The sequence below is a fragment of the Desulfoluna butyratoxydans genome (assembly GCF_900699765.1).
Classification (GTDB): Bacteria; Desulfobacterota; Desulfobacteria; order Desulfobacterales; family Desulfolunaceae; genus Desulfoluna; species Desulfoluna butyratoxydans.
This window is the reverse complement of the sequence record NZ_CAADHO010000001.1, coordinates 821,003-843,974: the sequence shown is the minus strand read 5'-3', so window position 1 is coordinate 843,974 and position 22,972 is coordinate 821,003. Positions and strand designations below refer to the sequence as shown.

The window sequence follows — 22,972 nt, the reverse complement described above, 5'->3', positions numbered from 1 at the left end:
GTCGGCCCTACCTTTCGATGATTGTGTCGGTTGCAAAGCTGTATTCGTAAACGGTGGCAGCGCGTTTGTGCTTGGCCTGCATGGTGAACGGATTGTTGGGATTGTACGGGTCTTCGGGCGAACCTGCAACGATGGTGATGGAGACCCCCTTGGAGAGGGTGTAGTCGGGCAGGTCGATGGAGGAGGGCAGGCCGTCGTTGCGAATGGACTCCCCCTGGTCGCCGATGCAGATGCCGTTCATGGAGAAATGGAACTTCTGGAAATCTGCAAAGAGCTGAAGGTCGTGCTGGGTGGTGATGTTGAAGGCCGAGGCGCTGGTGATCTTGAGGAAAATGGCCCCCCCGGCAAAAAGGGCGGTGGTGAGGATGGCCACAATGCAGAGCTGAACCGGCGTCACAACGGGTTTTTGCTCTCGCTTGCGCGGTGGCTTGGCATAAGGGTGTCGTCGGTTTTTTTTCCGAACGGTCATGGCTTCCCTCATGTGGGACGGCGGCTCCGGTGGACGGATCCGGGTGCCGTTGGGCTGTGCGTCGTTGGGTGATGTTTCGGGAACCGAAGAGTGCGTCGCTGGGTTGGGCTCCCATATGCTGCAGCTGATGAGGAACGTGCCTTGTCGGGTGATGTGGGGTGAGTCGGTGCGAGTCATCGTGTGCATACGGGCATCCTTGGGGCACAAGGGTCGGGTACCAGGACCCGACCTGTGAAGTATGCGACATATTGTATTGAATCTCAACAGAATAAATCAGGGGCGCCGATACTCCCGGCAACGGGCCTGGGGATGCAGGGCCTGCTCCCGGGGTGGGGGCAGGCCCTGCTTCGGTGTGACGGGTTACCCGGTGATGCGTCCGTTGGCTTTCAGGGCAGAGATCACCACCTTCTGCAGAACCCTTTCCCTGAACACCGCCGGAGCCTTAAGGGCCATGCGGTTCAGGTAGGGCTCGGCGTCGGCGGGCACGGGTTTGAAGAACTCTCCGGCCAGGGACATGGCCACGCCGACCTTGCTTTTGCCGGCCTTGGCCTTGAAGGCCCGCAGGGCACCGCCCAGGGCCACCTCTTCGTCGGTAAAGTCCGTGCCAAAGGGAAAGACCTGAAAGAGCCCCTCTTGTTTGTACGGGGCCAGAAAGGCAGAAACCCTGTCCGGGGTGTTGTGGCGATACGCTTCGGGGATCTCGTAGTGGGAAGGCACCTTGCCGGCTTTTTTGGCCCGGGCCAAAAGGTCGTCCTGAAAGCGGGAGTCGGCTATCTTGATGAGTTCCAGGATGACATCCTTGTCGGGCAGGCCCCGGACGTCGGCGATGCCGTATTCGGTCACCACGATGTCCCGGAGGTGCTTGGGCACGGAGCAGTGGCCGTAGTTGAAGACGATGTTGGACTGCGGGTTGTCTGCGCTGCCCCGGGTGCTCCGGACCATCATGATGAGGCGGCCGTCGGGAAGGGCATGGGCCATGGAGACAAAGTTGTACTGACCCCCGATGCCGCTCACCACCCGGCCGTCGTCCAGGGCGTCGGAGACAACGGAGCCGAAGATGCTGATCATCATGGCGGTGTTGATGAAGCGGCCGTCCTTTCTCTGGAGACTGCGGAGTTTTTCGTCGCCGTAGAGCTGGTTCACCTTGTCCACCCCGGACATGCCAAAAAGCTTTCTCTCCTCTTCGTCCATGGTGTTGAGGGCCTTGTAGAAACTGCGCGGACCAATGAAAAAGGCCCCTAAAATCACGCTGCCCCCGTTGAGCTTTTCTCCACGGATCGCTTTGATGGCCTGGAGGTTTTTCGGTACGGACAGGTCGGTTTCATAGGCGGTCTCCCCGTCGTAGAGTGTGCCGTCTCTCCAGGTCACCCCCTCTTTGAGAAGGCCGAAGGCGGTGAGGAACCGGACATCCTTTTCCCTGAGTTTTTCCTGCACAGCCTCTTTTTCGACGAGAAGGTCAAACAGGTTCTCCGGCAGGGCCTCGCAGTTCAGGCGCTTTTCGTTGATCAGCTCCATGAGGGGCTCGCTCTCAAAGACCTTTCGCTTGAGGATGCCGCTTTTGTAGAGCTCCATAAAGGCGTCCACAAACATCTCGGAAGAGCCGTAGAGCCCTTGGGCAAAGGTGTCGGTGCCTCCCACCTTCTGGATCAGGTCGCCGTAGGCGGCCGTGATCCCGGCCTTTTCAATGATGGTGTTGTACCTGGCATTGTCGGTGTGGCGAAGCTGCAGGCCGGAGACGATGGCGTCCCCCAAAGAGCCGATACCCACCTGGATGGTCCCCCCGTCCTTGACCAGGGCGCTCACATGGAGCCCGATGAGGTGGTCCACGTCGGAGACCGACTCCTTGGGCGGGCCGAACAGTTCGTAGGAGGTGTTGTCGTTGTTTAAGATGAAGTCGTAGTCCGCAGCCGGGACCACGGCGTCTCCGTACATGAAGGGGAGGTTGGTGTTGACCTCGCCCACCACCGCCACTTTTTTGCCCTTGGCCCGCTGGTTTTTCAGGGCCGCAATGCACTCTAAGCTGATGTCGGTGTTGCAGCCCATGGAGTACTGGGGGCCCGATCCGTTGCCGTCCCGCACGGAGAGCATCTGGCCGTAGACGTTGATGCCGAAATCGATGCCGTCCCGGATGACGTGGGTGTAGTTGGAGTTGAGGTGGTTCTGCTGGGCTTCGGGGCTGCCCATGTACCCCCCGGCTTTGTTGAAGAACTCGTAGAGCTTGATGTTTTCGGGCATGGTTCCGGCCCGGAAGTCTTTCATGTAGTCAAACTCCGGGCATCCGCCGAAGATGCGCTCCACAAGGGGGCCTAACAGGCGTTTTTCAAGGTCGCTGGCTCCTTCGGGTTTTTCCAGGGCCAGGGCGGTGAGGATGGTCAGCTTGATCTGCGGGTTTCTTTTGGCGTGTCGGTAGAGTTCGTTGACAAAAAGGGCCGGTTTTCCCAAGGCCAGAGGCATGCCGAAGATAATCTCGTTTCCGACGGTGCGGATGACTTCTTCCACACAGGCGGAGGTGTTGTCATGGTACGTTGTGTTACTTGTCATAACCCATATCCCCCCTTGCTGTTTCAATGTCTCCATGGGGCTCGAAGCCCGCGGATCTTGCCTTGGTACCATGGTGGCGCACATGAACTATGTTATTTTTGAAGATGCAGTAATGCCTGTAAAAAAACGTGGGAAGGAAAATACTATGAGTATTGTTCGGGAATGTCAATACAAAGGGGGAAGCGATCTCTTTGGGCTAACACCAAGAAAAGGCAGGGGGATCGGACAACGGCACCGGCCGTTGTCCGATGATTTCGGCTCCATCAATCCATGGCAATGGTGAGGAAAAGATCGCCCCGTGACCCGTTGGGGTGGGGAAGCCCCAGGCCTTTTAAGCGAAGCCGTTTGCCCGGTTCGACACCGGGTGGCACGGTGATCTTGATGAGGCGGCCCTTGCCGAAGCGGAAGAGGTTGATGCGCTTGACCGCCCCTTTGCGTGCCTCTTTGGGCGTGATGGCAAGGCGCCCGGTGAGGTTGAAGCCTCCCTGGTCCACGCGGACATGGATGATCTGCAGGCGCGGGGACCGTGACCGGACGGCCTGGAACCTGTGTGGTTTGGTGGGCGCCTTGCGGGCGCCGGTGACCAGAACAAAGGCCATGCCGCAGAGAAACCCGCCGATGTGCGCCCACCAGGCAATGGCGCTGGCACTGCCGCCGGTGGCGTTGAAGAACTGCATGAGAAACCAGATTCCGAGAAAGATGAAAGCCGGAATTTCAAAGAAAAGGGGGATGAAGAACAGGGGCACCAGGGTCAGGACCTTGGCCCGGGGGTAGAGGAGGAAATAAGCCCCCATGACCGCTGCCACGGCACCGCTGGCCCCGATGGTGGGCACGGTGGAGCCCGGATTCAAAAGCATGTGGGAGAGCCCGGAGACGACACCCCCGCCCAGATAGAAGAGAAGGTAGCGTACATGGCCCAGCCGGTCTTCCACGTTGTCCCCGAAGATGTATAGGCTGAGCATGTTGCCGAAAAGGTGCAGCCAGCCGCCGTGGAGAAACATGAAAGAGACCAGGGCCGTCATCTGGCCCGTCACGCCAAAGTACTCCCAGGCCGCAGGGGTGGTGTAGCGCGCCGGGACCAGTCCGTAAATATGGTAAAAGTGGGCTGGTTGCGACAACGTCTGCAGAAAGACCAGGAGGTTGATGACAATAAGGGTGGTGTTCACCACCGGCAGGGTGCGGGAGGTGAGGGTATCTCTCAGGGGGATCATGGGCGGTCCCTTAGGCTGTGTGGTTGTGGGGTTCGGCTTTCATGGCTCCTATCCTGCCGATTTTGTCGGGTGCTTGCAAGGGGGAAGCAGGTCATGGGGCATAGGGGATGGGTTATAGAAGGCGGGGCGGTTGAAGGGAAAAAACCTTCAGTAGCCCTGTTGGGGGCTTTCAAAACAACCGCTAAAGATCGACCGAAACCAGGGGACAAGGGTGTTCGTGGGGGGGAGCTGTTTAAAAAATGCTAAATGCCCTTCATCGTTTTCAGCTCAAAATTGCCTCCGGTGGCCCTGCCGAAGGCGAAGACGGAAGCTTTTTTCAAAAAGCGACCCGCCGGAGGCTTTTATTCTATAGCAGCAGAAAATTTCGGATGCCGGTGAAGATGATCTGGGCGGAGATGGCGGAGATCATGAGGCCCGTGACCTTGGAGAGGATGACCACCCCCTGCTTGCCCACGGCTTTGACCACCAGGGGCGCGAAGAAGAGCATGGAACCCACAAAGCCTGAGGCCGTGAGGATGGCCGCACCGATCTCCAGTTTGGCCGGAAGGGTGGTGGCTTCTGCGCCGAAGAGGAGCAGGACCCCGATCCCCCCGGGACCGACGGTGATGGGCAGGGCCAGAGGCACGATGGCGATGTCGTTGCCCTCCCCGGCGCTCTTGATGTTGGAGCTGCCCCCCACCATGGAGACCCCCGAGAGGAAGAGGATGCTGCCTGCCCCGATGCGGAAGGCATCCAGGGTGATGCCGAAGAGGGCAAAGAGGTATTTCCCGAAGAGAAAGACGCAGAAAGAGATGACGATGATGCCGAAGGTCACCCGCAGGGCCAGGCATTTTTTCTCCTTTTCTTCCATCTCCTGGGTCATGGAGATGAAGGCGGAGAGAACGAAAAAGGGGGTGAAGATAAAGAAGATCTTCAGGGCGTCGTTGATGAACAAAGAGAGGTCCACGGGGCTTGCTTCCTTGATTCAGAATACTACGCATGGGCACGCCGGGACACTTCGGGCTCCGGCAGCCGGGCAAACAGCTCCCCGGGTTTGGAAAACGACAGATGTTCCATGGGGAGGCAGCTTTGTATACACCAAATCAGGGAGGGATAAAACAGGAATTTGAAAGGATTTTATAAAATCTTGGAGGGGGACGCAAACGGGGAGTAGGGGATGGTGAATAGGGTGTAGTGAATGGTGAGTGGTGAATGGGGCGTAGTGGCCTTCGTCATCGTATCGGTCACCGGGGTGTTTTTGATGACACCGCCCCAAAAGGCCGCCGGCCCTTGCGATTTTTCCTGAGGAACGAAGGAGAAAGCGCAAGGGCAATAAGCTTTGGAGGCTTCTTTTTTACTTTCCCCGGATGTGGTCCCAGGGGTTGGCGGGGCCGGAAGGGCCCTTGGGGCTGCCGCCCGTGGGGCGGGGACGCGTGCCCCGGAGCTTGGCCACCCGCTCTTCGATGGGAGGGTGGGTGGAGAAGAGGTTGGCCAGGCTGCGGCCCGACAGGGGGTTGGTGATGAACATGTGGGCCGTTGCCGGTTCCGCGTCCATGGGGATGCGGCTGGAGGCGGCCCCCAGTTTTTCAAGGGCGCCTGCCAGGCCTTCGGGGTTGCCGGTGAGCTGGGCGGCGGTGGCGTCGGCCAGGTACTCCCGGGACCTGGAGATGGCCATCTGGACAAGCATGGCGGCCATGGGGGCGATGATGCTCATGGCGATGAGGCCGAAGATGCCGGAGCCTCCTTCTTCATCACTGCGCCCTCCGCCGAAGATGGCGGCCCAGCGGGCCATGGACGCAAGGGTCATGATGGCACCGGCCAGGGTGGCGGCCACGGTGCCCACGAGGATGTCGCGGTTCTTGATGTGGCCCAGCTCATGGGCCAGGACCCCTTTGACCTCTTCGGGACCCATGAGGTCCAGAAGGCCCTGGGTGACGGCCACCACCCCGTGTTCCGGGTTGCGGCCCGTGGCAAAGGCGTTGGGGGCCTGCTGGGGGATGATGCACACCCTGGGCATGGGAAGCCCGGCGCGACCTGCAAGCTCTTCGACCATGGCGTAGAGTTTGGGCGCTTCGGTTCGGCTCACCTCCCTGGCCTTGTACATTTTAAGGACCATCTTGTCCGAGTAGAAGTAGGAGAAGAAGTTCATGCCCCCGGCCAGGACCAGGGCGATGACCATGCCAGCCTGGCCGCCGATGACACGTCCTGCCATGATAATAAGAAGGGTTAAGACCGTTAAGAGCATGGTGGTTTTGATCTGGTTGCCCATGGAAGACTCCTTGATGAGAATGAAATATTCGGGCTCGGAAACATCGCCCCTGCGCCCGGTACCTTGGCCCGCAATGGCTGGCGGTGCGGATTGCGGGACGTCGGTCTGCATTCTTTCTGGCCTTTGGGGCGCTGAAGGGGATGAATCCGAAGTGTATTCACCAAAAGATAAAGACAAATTTTGCTTTGGCAAGGGGCGGGGCGGCGTGAAACACGAAATGAGGCTTTGGAAAAACCGGCGGAAAAGGGACAAGATGGGGGCTGGTTGTCATCATGGGTCATTTTGAGTTATTCTTGGTCTGTCTCTTCAAAATGAGTTGACAAGAAATGGATGGGATGGGTAACTCTGAAACGCTGAAATGCATTGTTTCAAGGGGGATGGATGAAAAACAGGGGTCGTGGAAAAGACCTTCTAACCACCAGAGAGGTGGCCGATTTTCTCGGTGTCAACGAGAAGATGGTCTATCAGCTGATTTCGGACAAAGGCCTGCCCGCGTCCAAGGTCACGGGAAAGTGGCTCTTCCCCAGATACCTGGTGGAGCAGTGGGTGGAGAACAGCACCATCAACTACCCGGATGCCGCCCATATCCACACCGGCGGCAGCGGCCCCCTGGTGGTGGCCGGGAGCAACGACCTGCTGCTGGACCGGGTGCTTTCCCAGTACAACAGGAGCCGTCGGGGAGAGCTGGCGGTCTTTGGCAACGTGGGCAGTATGGGGGGCATCCAGGCTCTTAAGAGCGGTATGTGCCATATCGCCTCCAGCCACCTCGTATCCACCGACGACCAGGACTACAACTTTGAGTTTGCCGGTCGGGAGCTGGAGCGTCAGCCGGTGGTGATCAACTTCTGCCACCGGGAGCAGGGCATCGTGTACCGCCCGGGCTGGACCGATTTTTCCGGTGTGGCCGACCTTTCGGCGCCCGGGATTCGCATTGTCAACCGTCCCCTGGGAACAGGCACCCGGCTTCTTTTCGACCGGGAACTCAAGGCGTGCGGCATTGAGGCCGTGAGCCTCGACGGCTACGGTGAGGAGGTTTCCCGCCATATGGACGTGGGGCTGGCCGTGCTCTCCGGCCGGGCCGACGCCGGACCGGGCATCCGGACCGTGGCAGAGCTTCTGGGGCTTGGCTTTTATCCCCTGCGACGGGAGCGGTTCGACCTGCTTGTGCTGCGTGAGTTCTATTTTGATCGAAGGGTTCAGGGCTTTCTGGCCCTGCTTCGGGAGAGCTCTCTCAACGAGTTGAAACAGGGCTTGACCGGATACGATATTGAGGGGAGCGGGCTGATGCGGTTTCCCGACGGTCCGTGACATGAACAACCAGATGCAACAAGGGATGGGATTTACCATGATGAAGAGACGATTTATGACCACGATGATGGCCCTTGTGGCGGCCATTGCCGTGGCGGGAAGTGTTCAGGCCAAGGCGCTTATGATGGCCACCACCACCAGCACCGACAACACCGGACTCCTGGACTACCTGGCCCCGGAGTTCACCAAGGACACGGGCATTGAGCTCAAGTGGACCTCTGTTGGAACGGGCAAGGCCCTGAAGCTGGGCATGAACTGTGACGTGGACGTGCTCCTCGTCCATGCGCCCCCTGCCGAGAAGAAGTACATCAAAGACGGCTACGCCGAGTCCCGCAAAGAGATCATGTTCAACGACTTTGTCATCGTCGGCCCCGAAGCCGACCCGGCAAAGGTCAAGGGCATGGCCGTGGAAAAGGCCCTTGCCACCATCCGCACCAAAGGCAAGACCTTTGTGAGCCGCGGGGACAACTCCGGCACCAACAAAAAAGAGAAGCTGCTCTGGAAAGCGGCGGGCGGCCCCCTTCCCGAAAAGGAAGCCTGGTACGTCCAGACCGGCCAGGGCATGCTGGCGTCTCTTAACATCACCGCAGAGCGCGGCGGTTACACCATGACCGACCGCGGCACCTACATCAAGTACAGCCACAAGAACGGCGGCAACCCGCCTTTGAAGGTTCTCGTGGAAGGCGGCGCCATTTTGAAGAATCAGTACAGCGTGCTGATCCTCAATAGCAGCAACTGCCCAGATGCCCAAAAGGAGCTGGCCGAGGCCTTCTCCGCGTGGATGGCAGGCGACAGGGCCCAGAAGCTCATCGCCGATTTCCGCCTGCTGGGCATGGCGCTGTTTACCCCCAACGCCCAATAAGGCCAGGACCAAGGAGGGGCGGTGGATTTTCTCGTTGACGGTTTTTATCGGGCCCTGGTGCTGCTGATTCAGGCAGACCCCCAGACCCTTTCGGCGGTCACCACCACCCTCAAGGCAGCCTTTCTTTCCATGGGCATGTCCCTTTTCATCGGGGTGCCCGCCGGTTTTTTCCTCGGATACTGTGAGTTCCGGGGGAAAAAAACGGCGCGCACCATCGTGGATACAATGTTGGCCCTTCCGACAGTCTTCATCGGCCTGCTGGTATATGCGTTCCTCTCCAATCGGGGGCCGTTGGGCGGGTTGGGCCTTCTTTTCACGATTCCCGCCATCTCCGTGGGCCAGACCATTCTGGCCCTTCCCGTCATCACCGCCCTTACCGCGGCAACCCTGGACAACCTGGACAACGGCATGCGGCTCACCCTGGTCTCTTTGGGGGCCGACAAGCGCCAGCTCTTCTTCACCACCCTGTGGGAAGTGCGCTACGGCATCGTGGCCGCGGCCATGACAGCCATGGGGCGGGTGATGACCGAGGTGGGGATCTCCATGATGGTGGGGGGAAACATCAAATGGCACACCCGCACCATCACCACGGCCATTGCCCTGGAAACGGGCAAGGGCATGTTTGCCGAGGGCATCGCCCTGGGACTGGTGCTGCTCAGCATCGCCCTGGTGGTCAATGTCAGCGTGTCGGTTTTCAGGAGGTAGGCATGGATCGCCCTTTGTATCAGCTGGAAGAGGTGTCCCGGTGTTTCGGTGCGGCCAGGGCCCTGGATCGGTGCTCTTTTTCCATTCCCGCAGGCCGGGTCACGGGCATTGCCGGGCCCAACGGCAGCGGCAAGAGCACCCTGCTGAGCCTTCTGGCCTTTGTGGAGCGACCCGATGAGGGTCGGGTCCTTTTTGAAGGCCGGGAAGAGCACCCCTTTTCCCCGGCAGTCCGCCACCGCGTGACCCTCATGCCCCAGACCCCCTTTCTGCTGGATCGCAGCGTCTTTGACAACGTGCGCTACGGCCTCTCCTTAAAAAAAGAGACCACGGACGTGGCCGACAAGGTGGGCCGGGCCCTTGCCCGGGTGGGCCTGGATTTTGATGCCTTTTCCCGGCGCAGGCGACATGAACTCTCCGGGGGCGAAGCCCAGAGGGTGGCCCTTGCAGCCCGCCTGGTTCTGGACCCTGAGGTGCTGATCTTAGATGAGCCCACGGCCAGCGTGGACGCGGCCAGTTCCTTTCTCATCCATCAGGCCATCCTCGCCTTTGCCGCTCAGCCCGGAAAAACCGTGATCCTCACCAGCCACGACGCGGCCTGGCTCGACAGCGTCAGCGACGAGATCCTCTTTTTCTTTCGGGGGCGGCGCGTCACCGAAAAGATGGGCCTTCTCCTTTTCGGTCCCTTTGCCAAAGACCCTGCCTCCGGCGCGTGGGTTGCCGGCACAGGGCAGGGGACCATTGCCCTTCCCGAACCCCCGTCGGCCGATGCCGTGGCCGCCGTCCCCGAGCGATGCCTTCGCATGGGGACGGAAGAAGGGGCCCACGAAGCCGGGTTCGACGCCGAGGTGCGGGAAACCGCCCTGGAAAAAGGCCGGACAGGCGCCCGGGTTACCCTCATTGGCGCCGGATTTCCCCTCACCCTCTCCTGCCCTCCCCACCAGCTCCCGGAACCGGGCCGCACCGTCCGCGTCTCCTACCCCCTTTCATCCGTCCAGTGGCTCTAAACAGGGTTGGGGGCTCGTTCCTCGCCCTGCGCATTTGCTGACGGGCTTCGCCCGTGTTGAATACCGAGTCTGCATCAGGGGACCTTTCGTTCCCAGGCTCTGCCTGGGAATGACGCACGGAGGCTCTGCCTCCACAGCCGAGATGGCTTCACCCTGCAAGGCCGGAGGCTGGGTGCGCGCAAAAGCATGGCCTGTGCGTCAAGCCAGGCACATCGCATAAAAGTCGGCAACTGATGGCTCACGGCAGGTCTGCCGGAGGCGTGGACTACTCTTTGGGGTGGCGTTTTTTGAGGGCGTTGGCGGTGAAGGAGTCTTCGGTCTTGAGGATCTTAGAGCCCCGGGTGATCTTGCAGAGGCTGATGTTGTGGCGCTTGGCGATGCTTCGCTGGGTCTGTCCCTGATGGAGTTCCACCATGAGCTGCCATCGCATGGCAAGATCCGAGCGCTCCTTGGGGGTGAGGATGTCGTCAAGGAAGGCGCGCACCTTTTCCAGGTCGGTGGTCTCTGCGAGCACGCTCAATAATTCGTCGTAGGCCTCTTTCATCATGTCGCTCCGGGGGTAAGGTCAAAGGTCGATTGAAATGGGGTTATATCACAGAGAAGGTGTTTCTGTAAAAAGAAACATGACGGCCTGGAAGGCATCAGATACAGAACCTGCGGCGCACCCTTGTGGCAATGTCGAGGGCCGACAGGAAGCGGCATCGACGCCAAAGGGCGCGCGGCGGGTGGGGCTGAGGACAAGCAGCATGGCCCAAAAGGGCCTTGCCGTGTGGCTCCTCAAACACCCCTTATTTGTAATCGTGGGTGCCTAAGATGACGGGAACACCGGTTTTTTCTTCGATGAACTTGGCTTTTTCTTCCGGGGTGGAGTAGGGGCAGTCGGGCTTGGCGCCCACCATACAGCTGCTCAGGTAAATGGCGTCGGGCTTGACACCGGAGAGCTTGATGGTCATGCCGACGTTGGGTGCTGCGGCACGGCCGGGGCATTCGCACTTCACAAACCCGATGATCTGGGTGGGTTCTTCGAATTTGCCGTCGCCCATGGCACCTGCCTTGAGACATCGCCATTCACCGGGGCATCCGTAACCAGACTCCAGATAGGAGCCGCATCCTACGACAATCGCCTTTTTCATGTTTTACTCCTTTTGAGGTAAAGTAGATATTGGGCCGAATCATAGGACAGGGGTTCTGGGGTGTCAAGACCCCTTGACGGGACCATCAGGGCCAACGCATGCAACAATTCAGTTGCCTCCGGCGGGTCGCTTTTTGAAAAAAGCTCCGCAAAAACTTTCCGGCAAAACGTAAAAATTAAGATGGGCTATGCACGGTCGCTGTGCACACCAAAAAAGCGAAGCCTGTTTGTCTAACTTTTCAAACGTTTGGCCCCCGGCAGGGCCGCCGGAGGCAAAAAATGAAATGCGTTGGCCCTGCCGGACCCATGCCCATGGCTGGTTTTGAACCCCCCGGCGTTTTTCTGGCTGGGCAGTGCCGGGGAGAATTCAGTCATCAGGCCGTTTGCGATTTGCAGGGTGGCGTGCCCGACAGGGCCAGGCAGCTCTCCAGTCGCTGTTCCTTCTGGTAGATGCTCATGAAGGAGGAGGCCACCTCTTCAATGGCCGTGGGGGCGCCGCAGGCCACCTCGCAGATCGTTTGGATCAGCTTTGCACCGATCTCCCGGCTCGTGGCTTCCCCCCGCATGATGGGGGTGGCGTCGATGTCCTGGTCTTCGGTGATGAGTTCCGGGTTGCCGCTGACGCGAATAACCGGAACCATGGGGTTGTTGAAGCCCGCCCCTCCGCTGGTCCAGAGGATGAGCTGGCAGCCCATGGCGGCAAAATTGACGGCGGAAGCCCCGCAGAGATGGGTGGCTTCGCTGATGTAAAGGCCGGGTTTCCCGGGGTCCGGGCGTTCGATCCCTTCGGGACCGGCCTTAAGGACTCCCACCACCTGGCGGCTGCCGAACTTGGAGATGGCCCCCAGGGTCTTCTCCTCGATGGTGGTGAGTCCGCCCGTGCTGTTGCCCACGCTCATGATCTCCACCTCGGCTCCGGGGATGTTCCACCGCTTCTCTTCGGCGGCGACCAGCTCCAGGAATGTTTTTTTCACCGCCGGGTCGGCCATGCGCTTGGTGAGGTAGGGCTCACCGCCGATGAGCTCGATGAGTTCGCCTCCGATGACCGTGGCACCCTGATCCACCATGTGGTCCACGGCCACTCCCACGGTGGGGTTGGAAGCCAGGCCCGAGGAGGTGTCCGAACCGCCGCACTTGACGCCAACGACAAGACGCGAAAGGTCGGCCTCGACCTCAGGGGTGCTTGCAAGGGCCGCTTCAAGGCTTTTTGCCTTTGTTGTGCCTGCGGCGATGGCTTTTTTCGAGCCCCCGCAGGCCATGATTTTCAGGGTGTCCACGGGTTTTCCTGTGGCGCGGACAGGCCCTGCCACCACCTCGGGGTCGATGCTGCCGCAGCCCATGGCCACCACAAGCACGGCGCCCACGTTGGGGTTGTTGCCGCAGCCGATGATGTTGGCCAGAAGCTCTTCGTTGCCCGCCATCATGCAGGTAACCACGTTGGTGATGACCACTGCCTCGGGAATGCTCCTGGCAATGGCGCGGCACACGCCGTCGGCGCACTCGTCCACCGCCGCGATGAGCAGCTTGTTTCGGATGCCCACGGACCCGTCGGCTCGCTGGTACCCGTTGAATGTCTGTGTCATGGGTTGCCCCTTTGTTTGAGTCCCATCTGATTCAAGATTTCATCGATGATGCTGTCCGGGATATCGATGCGATGGCTGCGCACGTTGTGTACATGGACCAGGGTGCCTGTGGCAATGTCGCAGGAGGCATAGCCCACCGCCACCCCGTACTTGATGATGTCCCTTCCCTTGGGGATCGCTTCAAGGGCGATCTTGTTGCCTGCCGGGATTGTCTCACCGGCCTCCATGGGGGCACGCCTGCCCCCCGTTTTTTCTATCAGTTCCACCGGGCTCCCGGCCGCGGCGCTCGAAAGCACCGTGGCCACGTTGTCCGGCTCGGCCATGATCATGGCGTTGGCCATATATCCTCCTGCAGTCTGCCTGTTTTTTAGGGATAAAAAGATTGCCTCCGGCGGGCAGGGGATGATCCCCTGCACCCCGGATTGCCCCTAAGCGTTGCCCTTCGTTCCTCAGGACAAAGCCCAAGGGCGTTTACATCTGGCTGCGGATGCCTCCGGTGGACTTGCCGGAGGCAATCCGGGTCGTTGCTTCTGTTGATCAACCGCGGGCCCTGATTTCCATCTCGGTCAGATCCGCAAAGTCGGCACGCAGCCAGGTGATGAAGCCGTAGACCATGTAGCAGATGATAAAGGTCAGGGGCACGGCCGTGACGATGGCGCAGGTCTTGATGGTGTTCAAGGGGGCGTTGATGAACATCATGGCCAGGGGCACGGCGGCCAGCATCACGCACCAGAAGAGGCGGTGCATGGGTGAGGGGTCCTCACCGGTCTTGAGGCCCGGCGTGACGGTGGCGGCCATGGTGTAGGCGGCCGAGTCCAGGGTGGTGGCCAGGAAGAGCACGGAGATCAGGGCGAACATGATGATAAACAGGCTGCTTGCCGGCAGGGTGTTCATGATCTCCACGATGGCGGCGTTGCCTTTGCCCGAGGCCACCATCCCGGCCACGTCCACGGCCTTGGTGAGCTGGGTCTTCATGGAGAAGTTGCCGATGATGCCGAAGAAGAACCAGCAGCCCATGCTGCCGCTCACAAGCATGTTGAGGATGACCCCCCGGATGGTGCGCCCTTTGGATATCTTGGTGATGAACAGGCCCACAAAGGGGGTGTAGGTGATCCAGTAGAGCCAGTAGAAGATGGTCCAGCCTTCGGGGAAACCGGATTCACCGATGGGATCGGTCCAGAGGCTCATTTTGACAAAATCCTGGAGCATGGTGCCGATGGCGTTGGTGGTGGACTTGACGATAAACAGGGTGGGCCCGATGAGGAAGATGAGCAGGCAGAACCCGATGGCAAAGTAGGTGTTCATGCTGGAGATGCGCTGCATGCCCTTGGAAATGCCCACATAGGAGCTCAGGGAAAAGATCGCGGAGATGCCGAGGATCACGGCCAGGTTGAAACCGAAGCTGGGTGTCATGCCCAGGATGGAGCAGAGGATCTCAGAGACCATGGGCACCGAAACCCCCAGGGTGATGCTGAGGCCGCCGAAGCAGGTGAAGATGAAGATGACGTCGATGATCCGGCAGGTGAGGGCCCAGGCAGGTCCGGTCTCTTTCCTGTTCAGGATGGCCGTGCACACGGCCGAGAGGCTGAGACCTGAATTTTTCCGTACATGGAAGTGGTAGGCCACGGGCAGGGCCGCGATGCAGTAAGTTGCCCAGGCGCTGATGCCCCAGTGGAAGAGGTTGTAGGTGGTGGCCACCTCGTAGGCGCCGTTGGTGTGGGCGGTGATTCCCATGGGCGGTGCGTTGAAGTAGTAAGCCCATTCACAGAAGGCCCAGTAGACGGTGGCTGATCCCAGGCCCGCGCAGACCATCATGGCCACCCAGTTGAAGGTGGTGTACTCGGGCTTGCCGTCCCCCAGCTTGATGGATCCGTATTTGCTGAAACCCAGGCCCACCAGAAAGACCACCGCGCCGAAGACGGTGAGGAGGACCGGGGTGCCGAAAAGTTTGGTGAAGAGACCGAAGATATGGTTTGCGCCTGCCTTGCCCGCCTCTGGAAAGAGGGTGAGCCCGGCCACAATGGCGGTGACGATGGCGATGCTGGTGATCAGAAGGGGCATGTCGAGCCGTTTGGTTTGCATGGTGTTGCTCCTTATTGCTTCGGGACTAAAAGTCCACCCGGTATCTGTTGATGATCTCGTCATTCAAGGTGATGCCAAGGCCCGGTGTGTCCGGGACGGTGACATAGCCATCCTCAAAGGTGATGGGGTTTTCCACCAGGTCGGTGGCCAGGGCGGAGTCGCTCAGGGAGTATTCCATGAGGTCGCCGTGGGGGCATGCGGCGAGGAACTGGACCGTGGCCGACAGGAGGATGCCGGTGCTGAACCCGTGGGGCACCAGCTGCACCCCGTTGATGTCGGCCATGTCTGCGATTTTTTTCATCTCGGAGATGCCGCCGCACCGGGTGATGTCGGGCTGGACGATGTCGGGCTTGCCCTGTTCGATGAAGTCCCGGAATTCATAGCGGGTGGTAAGGATTTCTCCCCCGGAGATTTTCTGGCTCGTGGCCGAGGTGAGGCGGGCGTAGGCGTCCAGATGGTCGGAGGGCACCGGTTCTTCGATCCAGGAGAGGTTGAAGGGCTCCAGGCGACGGCTCATGGTCAGGGCATGGCCGTAGGTGCGCCAGCGGGAGACCATGTCGATCATGAGCTCCACGTCAGGGCCCACGACCTCGCGGACCGCTCGGACCACGGCCACGTCGTCTTCCGGGTTGAGGCCGAAGGAGCCACCGCCGAATTTTAACGCGCGAAACCCTTTGTCCACCAGGTCAAGGGCCAGCCGGGCGCAGGTTTCCGGGCTGTCGTCGGGGATGAAGGTGCCGTAGGCTTTGATTTTTTTGCGGTACTTTCCACCGAGGAGGGTGTGGACGGGTACCCCGTAATGCTGGGAGGCGATGTCCCAGAGGGCGATGTCCACGGCGCTCATGGCATGGATGCCACCGCCCCGCCTGCCCATGTAGGACGATGCCTCGTACATTTTGTCCCAGAGCCTGCCGATCTCCAGGGGGTTCTCCCCCACCAGGATATCGCGCAGGCCGAAACAGGCCAGGTTGCTGTTGGGGGTCTCGATAAAGGCCTTCACCGCCATGGGCGATGTGTCGGATTCCCCGATTCCTGTGATGCCCAGGTCTGTGTGCACCCGGACAATGACGGCATCTTCACCCCAGACGCAGGTCGCTTCCCGCGCAGGAATGCGTAGACAAATGACGTCTACATCGGTAATGATCATTCTTATCCTCCTTCTTCTGTCTGGCTTTCGCCGTGTTGATACAAGCACCGCTCTTAGGAGCAAGCGGCGTGCCAGATGGGAGGAGGAGTTTTTTTTGTGGGGAATACGTCGGACGGCAGGGTGTTTACGGGGCACGGCGTGCCGGAACAGGCGAGACTGGAATCACCCGGGGGTGAGGCGTAAACGACTCACCTCCGCGCTACATGCCTTGATATTTCCATGGATATAGAATTTTGAGTTGATTTCGACTCGGTCGAGTTGCTTTGAACTCACCCGGTCAGCCCAGGTGTTTCCGAATCAGCCGGGAAGCCCGGGTCTGGCTTATTCCCAGGGCCTGGGCCACTTTGCGTGAGCTCTTTTCCTTTTTGAACGCGTCGGAGACGATGCGCTTTTCCAGGGCTTCCACGGCTTCGTCCAGGGTCCCCCAGGTGTTGTCAAGGGAGGTGGCAGGGACGATGCGGTAGAGGTGGCGGGGCAGGTGGGCCGTGTCGATGACCCCCTCGTCCACGGTGACCACGAGGCGCTCGATGGTGTGGGCCAGCTCCCGGACATTGCCCCGCCAGGGACAGGACTTCATCACCTGAAGGGCGGCCTCGGAGATGCGCTTTTCCCGGTTGTGACGTTTTCCGAACTCGTTGAGGAAGTGGTAGGTCAGGGGGGCAATGTCCTCGGATCGGGTCCGCAACGGGGGCAACACCATCTCAAAGACGTTGAGCCGGTAGTAGAGATCTTCCCGGAACGCCTTGTTCTTGACCATTTCAGGGAGGTTGCGGTTGGTGGCGGTGAGGATGCGCACATCGGCTTTCTGGGGATGTGGGGAGCCCACTTTCCGGTACTCCCGCTCCTGGACCACGTGCAGCAGCTTGGCCTGCAGGGGGAAGGGAAGCTCCGAGATCTCGTCTAAGAAGAGGGTGCCCCCTTCGGCCTTGGCGATGAGGCCCTCTTTGTCTGTGTCGGCTCCGGTGAAGGCCCCTTTTTTGTGGCCGAAGAGCTCGCTTTCAAACAGGGATGCCTGGATGCTGGCGCAGTTGATGTTGACAAAGGGCGCGTCCCTGCGATCTCCGTGGTTGTGGATGTACTGGGCAATGAGGCTTTTTCCGCATCCCGATTCACCCAGGATGAGGCAGGGGGCGTTAAGGCTGGCCACCTGCTGGGCCAGCTGGACCACAGAGCGCATGGCCTCGCTTCGGTATATCAACCCTTTCTCATACCGCTCCGGCGGATTTTCCACAATGTTGAGCACATCCACCAGCCGGTTGATATCGCTTTGCTCGATGTCGTCCCGGACACTCATCACCACATAATCAATGGCACCGGTATCGTCGTGCAGGGGAATGGCGATGGTGTGGATATCCGATCCGATGTAGGTTTTCTGCTTTTGCCGCAGGGGCTGGTTCAGCTCGCAGACATAAGGAAGGGTGGAGAGGTTCCAGCAGGTGTCCCCGTCATCGATAAAATCCCAGATGGTCTGGCCGATCATCTCCTCCTGGGTGTAGCCGTAGTGACGGATACAGGCCTTGTTGATGTAGACAATACGGAAACTTCGATCGTAGATGATGATCTCATCGTGCAGGTTGTCAATGAGACGAGCGAAGGTCGAAAAACTCAACCCGAAATGATCAGATTTCTCCATTATACTGCGTGTTGCCTCCTTATGCGTTGCGGATAGGGAGGAACTTATCACATTATTTTGGAGATTTACAAGGGAACATGCCTTTTAAAAGTAGGGAGGGAACCCTCGGGGGACTGCTTCAAAGGGCGCCACGGGGGCCCATTTCCCGAGCAGGCGGTCCATGGGCACAGGGCCGAATGTCTCCGCCGGAACAGTGAAAAGAGCGCCATGCTGTTTGCGCTGGGCGTAAACCGTGCATGAGCCGAAATGCATCTCTTTTTCCCCGGGCCCTCCGGAGGGTATGGGGCTCAAGGCGGCCTCCTCGTAGGAGACCCGGCAGGTCGTGTTTTTATCGGGCGTGTGCGGTGCAAGGTGCGCAGGCAGGTGAAGGCCGTCGGGGGTGCGCGTAAAGGCTCCCCCATGACCGGCGTCGGCCAGGCTTGCCTCCAGAGAACCCACGGTGTTGCTGGCCCCGGCAATGGTGAGGTTTCGGATGTATCCGTTGGCCGTCACTGCCTCCCACGGCGCACACAGGGCTTCGGCGGCACGGATTCGGGCCGCGGCGCCCTGGAAGCGCTGCTTGTAGACAAAGGAGCAGTAGTTGACCCCCATGGCAAGGCCCAGTTCAAGGGCGTGGCGCACCAGCTCCAGGGCCCCCAGCTCCGATTCCAGCACGGTGACCCGGCTGCCGTGGAGAAAGGTGTAGTTCCGAAGGGCCAGGTGACGGATGTTGTGGGGTGTAAGGCGCAGCTGGTGGAGGTTAAGGTGGGAGACGCCGGCCGCGGCCATGGGAGCCAGGAGACTCTTCAGCCGGGAGGTCTCCTCCGGGACCATGGGGATCTCCACGGTGACGGTGGGGATGATCCCTTTGGCCATGGCGGTTTTCTTCAGGGCGTAGTTGGTGGCCCCGATGTCAAAGCGGATTTCGTCCAGCCCCGCCTGAGCCAGGGCTTTCAACTTCTCCCGGGTCACGCGCGTGCCGTTGGTGTAAAGCCAGATGTGGACCTTGGGGCCGAGGCGCTCCCGCACGGCCCGGATATGGGCCAGGCTTCGTTCAAAGGTGAGGAAGGGCTCGCCTCCGCTGATGCTCATGCCGGAGAAGCGGAATGCGTCCACGTAGGCGGCGTAATCATCCGGGGAGGCAAAGGCAAGGTGGTTGGTGGTGGGAACCCCCACCTCGTCCTGGGGGGTGGGGCAGTAAAAACACCTGCCGTTGCACCTGCCGTTGACAAAGAGGCAGGACCATGTCCCCTGCATGCAGGCCCGGCATCCCGGGGAGAGCGGCGGGGCAGCGACCTTGGTCCCTGAAGCGAGGATCTCTCCGCCCAGGTCGTGGATTTTTTCCATGAGTGCGTCGCGACTGGCTTCCCCGGCGGTTGCCTGTTCCGGCGTCACCCAGGAAAGGGCGGCGTAACTCCTGCCGTACTCTTTTCGGTTTCCTTCCACCAATAAAGCCTTGCGATTTTCCGAAAGACCCATCGTTGTCTCCTGTTACGGATGCGTGATGTGTGGCAACCAGCTCGGACAGGTGGGGGGACCGAAGACACCCTCAAGGGGGCTCCGGGTTGAAAAGAATGCTCTCCTTATGAGGAAAAGAAGTCAAGGGGTTCGGTGAAAAATAATGAGTATGAGACCGGTTTGAGGGACAAAGACCGGGAGTATTCGCGAATCAGGCCCCCAGGGCGCGGAGTATTCCTTTCATGATGCGGTTGATGGCCTCAAAGCGTTCCGCTTGGCCCAGCATCTCGGCCTCGCTTTGCACGTAGGGAAGGGCCTCCAGCTCGTGTCCGCAGTGTTCGATGAGCCGGGCAGCAGAGTCCGGGGTGGTCTCCAGGTGAAACTGCAGGGCCAGGATCCGGTTGTCCATGAGAAACCCCTGGTGCCTGCACGCCTGGCTTGAGCCCAAGGGAACGGCCCCGTGGGGGACAGAAAAGGTGTCCCCGTGCCAGTGAAAGACCTCGGCCTGTTCGGGAAAAATGTCGCCAAGGCAGGTGCCGGAAAGGGCCGGGTCCCGGGTGACGGGAAACCAGCCGATCTCCCGGTGGGGATTTTTCGTGACCTCAGCCCCTAAGGCCTCGGCCAGGAGCTGAGCCCCCAGGCAGACGCCCAGGACCTTTTTACCCTGGTCCACGGCCGCCTTGATAAAGCGCTTTTCCGGGGCAAGCCAGGGATAGACGCTTTCATCGCCAACCCCCATGGGTCCGCCCATGATGATGAGAAGATCAAAGGCCGACGGATCGGGCAACACCTCGTCGCGGTACAGGTGCGTGGCGGTTAAACTGTGCCCGGCCTCGGTGAGAACCGCTTCCATGCTGCCCAGGCCCTCAAAGGGGACGTGTTGCAGGTAATGCACTCTCATGATGGCTCCATGGTGTCTTTTATGGTGAAAATCGCAGGAGAAAATCAACCTCCGGCGGCCCTGCCGGGGGCCAAACTTTTAAAAAGTTTGACAAACAGGTCCTAAATCATCAGTTCCAGGCTCCGCTGAAATAATTTCGATATTTTCGAACCCGTGCGTCGTTTTGATCGCCCTCCGGGGCGATCAAAACGACGCACGGGTGTATTAGAAAAGTTTTTTGCGGAGCTTTTTTTCAAAAAAGTGACCCGCCGGAGGCAACGGAACAATTATCTGAGAAAGCGCAAGGGCAATCTGCTTTCGAGGTGGCTCCACCTCGCCGCCGGAGGCTTTATCTGCTACAGGAAGAGCTCGGGTTCACGACGCTGTCGGCAGTTTTGGTGAAGGACCCCTGCGATGTGGGCGATCTTGGGCTGGTTGAAGGCCAGGGCCCCTTTGGGACAGGTCTTGACGCAGGCGCAGCAGACGGTGCAGCGGGAGGGGTCGAAGGTGACGGCTTTGTCCACGGTGATGGTGCCGGTGGGGCAGGCCTGGGCGCAGAGGCCGCACAGGGCGCAGGCCGAGGCTTTCCAGTCCGGGGCGATGTTGCCGGGGCCGGCGTAGGGGCCTTCGGGGAGCTCTCCGGGGACGGTGACCGGGGCCATGTCGGAGAGATCTGAACGTCCTTTCAGCTTGTCTGCCACGTCGGCACCGAAGCTTACTGCCGCGGCTTTGTCCTTGTCATCGGGGCGGCCCTGGGCAATGGGTTTTTCCTGGGTGGAGAAGGAGTGCTCGCCTAAGAGGGCGGCTGCGGCCACCACCTTGAATCCTGAGTTTTCCGCAATGGTTTTGAGTTCAAACAGGGCGTTGTCGTAGTGTCGGTTGCCGTAGACGGCCACGATGACGGCCGGGGTGCCCGCGCCGCGGACGGCCTTGAGGCGTTCAGCAGCCACCGGGGCAATGCGGCCGGCGTAGACAGGGGCACCGATAACGGCGATGCCCTCTTCGATGACGACCGAAGGGGCCGTTTTTTCGGGGGGCTGCGTCAGGTCCAGGGGTTTTGTTTCGGCTACGCCCAGTCCTTTGGCGATGTGCTCAAGGGTGGTGAAGGTGGTGCGGGTGGGGGAATAGCAGATGAGATGTGCGGTCGTGATATTCATTGAAAATCTCCATGGTCAAGGCAGGTGATACGCGTTGGGCTTGAGGTCTCCGGAGACCATGCACGCGCCGCAGGGCCGTGTTGAGTCCGGTGCTGCGGGCTGCATATGGAAAGACGTCGCGGTTCGGCGTTTCCGGCTGGTTCATCAAACCCTTATAGTTCCGGGCATCGGTGTATCATGTTCTGGTGGGCTTGTCATGAAGATAGCACGTGAAATTTGGTCACTATTCAGCTTGCCTCGGGCGGGGCACTTTTTTGAAAAAAGCTCCCGTCTTCGCCAAAAGGCTACGCCGTCTCAAAACCTGTTTGTCAAACCCGACTCATAAAATCGGGCGTAACTATTCAGCTCAAAAAAAACAGCCTCCGGTGGCAAGGTGTGCCACCTTGAAAGCAGATAGCAGATGTGTTTTGCCCCTCGTTCCTCGGATCAAATCACATCTGCCTTTAAAGTAAAAATTCACTCAAAAAGATTTTTTAAAACCTGTTTGTTAAACTTTTTTAAAAGTTTAGTCCCCGGCAGGGCCGCCGGAGGCATAAGCTGAATCGTACCGGTTTTTTATCCGCCGATGGAGGACATCATGTCCTGGACCCCATTGGCCGAAAGGTCGTGGCGCTTGCCTTTGATACCGGCTGCGTGGCGGAAGAGGGCGGCCAGAACGGCGTCGTCGGCAGAGCCCCGCAGGGCGTCCTTGAGGTTCACGGTGACGTCGGAGAGGAGGCAGGGGCGCAGGTGGCCGTCGGCGGTGAGGCGCAGGCGGTTGCAGGTGGCGCAGAAGTGGTTGGTCATGGGGCTGATGAGGCCGATCTCCCCTTTGGCGCCGTCCAGTCTGAAGCGCCTGGCCGGGCCGTCGTGGGGGCTTTTGGGCACAGGGATCAGCGTGCCCAGGGCTTGGAGGCGGCGGGTGATGGCAGGGGCCAGCAGCTCGCTGTGATCCGGGCCGGAGCCTTTGCCGATGGGCATGTACTCGATGAAGCGGATGTGCACGGGGTGATCGAAGGTGAGGCGGGCAAAATCTTCCAGCTCGTCGCCGTTGGTCCCGTCCAGCAGCACGGTGTTGATTTTCACCGGGGCAAGGCCCGCGTCCAGGGCGCCCTGGATGCTTTTTTTGACCTCGGAAAAGAGGTCTTTTCCGGTGATGCGGGCAAACCGTTCGGGCTTGAGGCTGTCCAGGCTGATGTTGATGCGGGTGAGTCCGGCCTCCTTCAGGTTTTGGATCTCATCTGCAATGAGGGTCCCGTTGGTGGTCACGGCCAGGTCCTCAAGGCCTTCCAGGGCGGCAAGCTCCCGGATGAACCCGATGAGTCCTTTTCTGGCAAAGGGTTCTCCTCCGGTGAGGCGCACCTTTCGAATCCCCAGGGAGATACCGATGCGTACAAGGCGGATCAGCTCTTCATAGGAGAGGATGTCCGTGTGATCCATGTGGGCAAAGGGGGTGGGGGGCACACAATAACTGCACCGCAGGTTGCACCGGTCCGTGACGGAGATACGCAGGTAGTCGATGGTTCGGTCAAAGCTGTCGGTGAGTGTGTGTGTCATGGCAACGGGCCTTTATTGGGGTCGTGGCCGAGGGCTT

21 protein-coding genes are annotated in these 22,972 nt (G+C 59.9%); 5 read left to right on the top strand and 16 right to left on the bottom strand.

The features are described from left to right. Positions 1-7 precede the first annotated feature (7 nt). Both MSL71_RS03665 and MSL71_RS03660 read right to left on the bottom strand, forming a co-directional pair. Positions 8-655: a hypothetical protein gene (locus MSL71_RS03665; protein ID WP_180137294.1), complete on the bottom strand. Its 648-nt coding sequence runs from the start codon at positions 653-655 to the stop codon at positions 8-10. A 174-nt stretch (positions 656-829) separates the two neighbouring features. After that, positions 830-3,010, bottom strand: coding sequence for an acetyl-CoA hydrolase/transferase C-terminal domain-containing protein (locus MSL71_RS03660; RefSeq protein ID WP_180137293.1), 2,181 nt, complete (start codon positions 3,008-3,010; stop codon positions 830-832). A gap of 82 nt (positions 3,011-3,092) precedes the next feature. On the opposite strand from MSL71_RS03660, the gene MSL71_RS03655 reads away from it, so the two are divergent. After that, positions 3,093-3,293 (top strand): hypothetical protein, encoded by a 201-nt coding sequence (locus tag MSL71_RS03655; RefSeq protein ID WP_180137292.1) that lies wholly within the window; start codon positions 3,093-3,095, stop codon positions 3,291-3,293. On the opposite strand, the gene MSL71_RS03650 is transcribed toward MSL71_RS03655, so the two are convergent. The 3 genes from MSL71_RS03650 to htpX form a co-directional block, all read right to left on the bottom strand. Next, on the bottom strand, positions 3,274-4,221 hold the full coding sequence (locus MSL71_RS03650; protein WP_180137291.1) for a rhomboid family intramembrane serine protease: 948 nt from the start codon (positions 4,219-4,221) through the stop codon (positions 3,274-3,276). The genes MSL71_RS03655 and MSL71_RS03650 overlap by 20 nt on opposite strands. A gap of 346 nt (positions 4,222-4,567) precedes the next feature. Beyond that, positions 4,568-5,167: a MarC family protein gene (locus tag MSL71_RS03645; protein WP_180137290.1), complete on the bottom strand. Its 600-nt coding sequence runs from the start codon at positions 5,165-5,167 to the stop codon at positions 4,568-4,570. Positions 5,168-5,554: 387 nt separating this feature from the next. Beyond that, complete coding sequence (gene htpX, locus MSL71_RS03640; protein ID WP_281374422.1) at positions 5,555-6,580, bottom strand: zinc metalloprotease HtpX; 1,026 nt, start codon at positions 6,578-6,580, stop codon at positions 5,555-5,557. A gap of 270 nt (positions 6,581-6,850) precedes the next feature. Between htpX and MSL71_RS03635 the strand changes: the two genes are divergently transcribed. From MSL71_RS03635 to MSL71_RS03620, 4 genes are read left to right on the top strand one after another with little or no spacing between them, the layout of a single operon-like run. Further along, a complete protein-coding gene (locus MSL71_RS03635) occupies positions 6,851-7,777 on the top strand; it encodes a helix-turn-helix transcriptional regulator (RefSeq protein WP_180137289.1) in 927 nt (308 codons plus the stop codon). Between the two features lie 55 nt (positions 7,778-7,832). Further along, positions 7,833-8,639 (top strand): ABC transporter substrate-binding protein, encoded by an 807-nt coding sequence (locus MSL71_RS03630; protein ID WP_246317700.1) that lies wholly within the window; start codon positions 7,833-7,835, stop codon positions 8,637-8,639. A 21-nt stretch (positions 8,640-8,660) separates the two neighbouring features. After that, positions 8,661-9,344, top strand: coding sequence for an ABC transporter permease (locus MSL71_RS03625; RefSeq protein ID WP_180137287.1), 684 nt, complete (start codon positions 8,661-8,663; stop codon positions 9,342-9,344). Between the two features lie 2 nt (positions 9,345-9,346). Continuing rightward, entirely contained in the window at positions 9,347-10,348 is a 1,002-nt protein-coding gene (locus MSL71_RS03620; protein WP_180137286.1) for an ABC transporter ATP-binding protein, read from the top strand. A 265-nt stretch (positions 10,349-10,613) separates the two neighbouring features. On the opposite strand, the gene MSL71_RS03615 is transcribed toward MSL71_RS03620, so the two are convergent. The 11 genes from MSL71_RS03615 to moaA all read right to left on the bottom strand — a co-directional run bounded on the left by MSL71_RS03615 (position 10,614) and on the right by moaA (position 22,935). Next, positions 10,614-10,895, bottom strand: coding sequence for a Trp family transcriptional regulator (locus MSL71_RS03615; RefSeq protein ID WP_246317699.1), 282 nt, complete (start codon positions 10,893-10,895; stop codon positions 10,614-10,616). 241 nt (positions 10,896-11,136) lie between these two features. Beyond that, entirely contained in the window at positions 11,137-11,481 is a 345-nt protein-coding gene (locus tag MSL71_RS03610) for a CGGC domain-containing protein (RefSeq protein ID WP_180137285.1), read from the bottom strand. A gap of 373 nt (positions 11,482-11,854) precedes the next feature. Beyond that, positions 11,855-13,063, bottom strand: coding sequence for a UxaA family hydrolase (locus MSL71_RS03605; protein WP_180137284.1), 1,209 nt, complete (start codon positions 13,061-13,063; stop codon positions 11,855-11,857). Further along, positions 13,060-13,404 carry a UxaA family hydrolase gene (locus tag MSL71_RS03600; protein ID WP_218950939.1) on the bottom strand — a complete coding sequence of 115 codons (345 nt, stop codon included), beginning with the start codon at positions 13,402-13,404 and terminating at the stop codon, positions 13,060-13,062. The genes MSL71_RS03605 and MSL71_RS03600 overlap by 4 nt, the downstream gene beginning before the upstream one ends. A gap of 196 nt (positions 13,405-13,600) precedes the next feature. Next, positions 13,601-15,145, bottom strand: a complete 1,545-nt coding sequence (locus tag MSL71_RS03595) for a BCCT family transporter (RefSeq protein ID WP_180137283.1) — start codon at positions 15,143-15,145, stop codon at positions 13,601-13,603. 25 nt (positions 15,146-15,170) lie between these two features. Further along, on the bottom strand, positions 15,171-16,292 hold the full coding sequence (locus MSL71_RS03590) for a mandelate racemase/muconate lactonizing enzyme family protein (protein ID WP_180137282.1): 1,122 nt from the start codon (positions 16,290-16,292) through the stop codon (positions 15,171-15,173). Between the two features lie 277 nt (positions 16,293-16,569). Further along, positions 16,570-17,925 carry a sigma-54 interaction domain-containing protein gene (locus tag MSL71_RS03585; protein WP_180137281.1) on the bottom strand — a complete coding sequence of 452 codons (1,356 nt, stop codon included), beginning with the start codon at positions 17,923-17,925 and terminating at the stop codon, positions 16,570-16,572. An 84-nt stretch (positions 17,926-18,009) separates the two neighbouring features. Further along, on the bottom strand, positions 18,010-19,383 hold the full coding sequence (locus tag MSL71_RS03580; RefSeq protein ID WP_180137280.1) for a radical SAM protein: 1,374 nt from the start codon (positions 19,381-19,383) through the stop codon (positions 18,010-18,012). Positions 19,384-19,573: 190 nt separating this feature from the next. After that, positions 19,574-20,263 (bottom strand): type 1 glutamine amidotransferase, encoded by a 690-nt coding sequence (locus MSL71_RS03575; RefSeq protein WP_180137279.1) that lies wholly within the window; start codon positions 20,261-20,263, stop codon positions 19,574-19,576. Positions 20,264-20,598: 335 nt separating this feature from the next. Beyond that, positions 20,599-21,399, bottom strand: a complete 801-nt coding sequence (locus MSL71_RS03570) for a 4Fe-4S binding protein (protein ID WP_180137278.1) — start codon at positions 21,397-21,399, stop codon at positions 20,599-20,601. A 555-nt stretch (positions 21,400-21,954) separates the two neighbouring features. Continuing rightward, the gene (gene moaA / locus MSL71_RS03565) at positions 21,955-22,935 is read right to left on the bottom strand and encodes a GTP 3',8-cyclase MoaA (RefSeq protein WP_180137277.1); all 981 of its coding nucleotides are present in this window, start codon (positions 22,933-22,935) and stop codon (positions 21,955-21,957) included. Positions 22,936-22,972 lie beyond the last annotated feature (37 nt).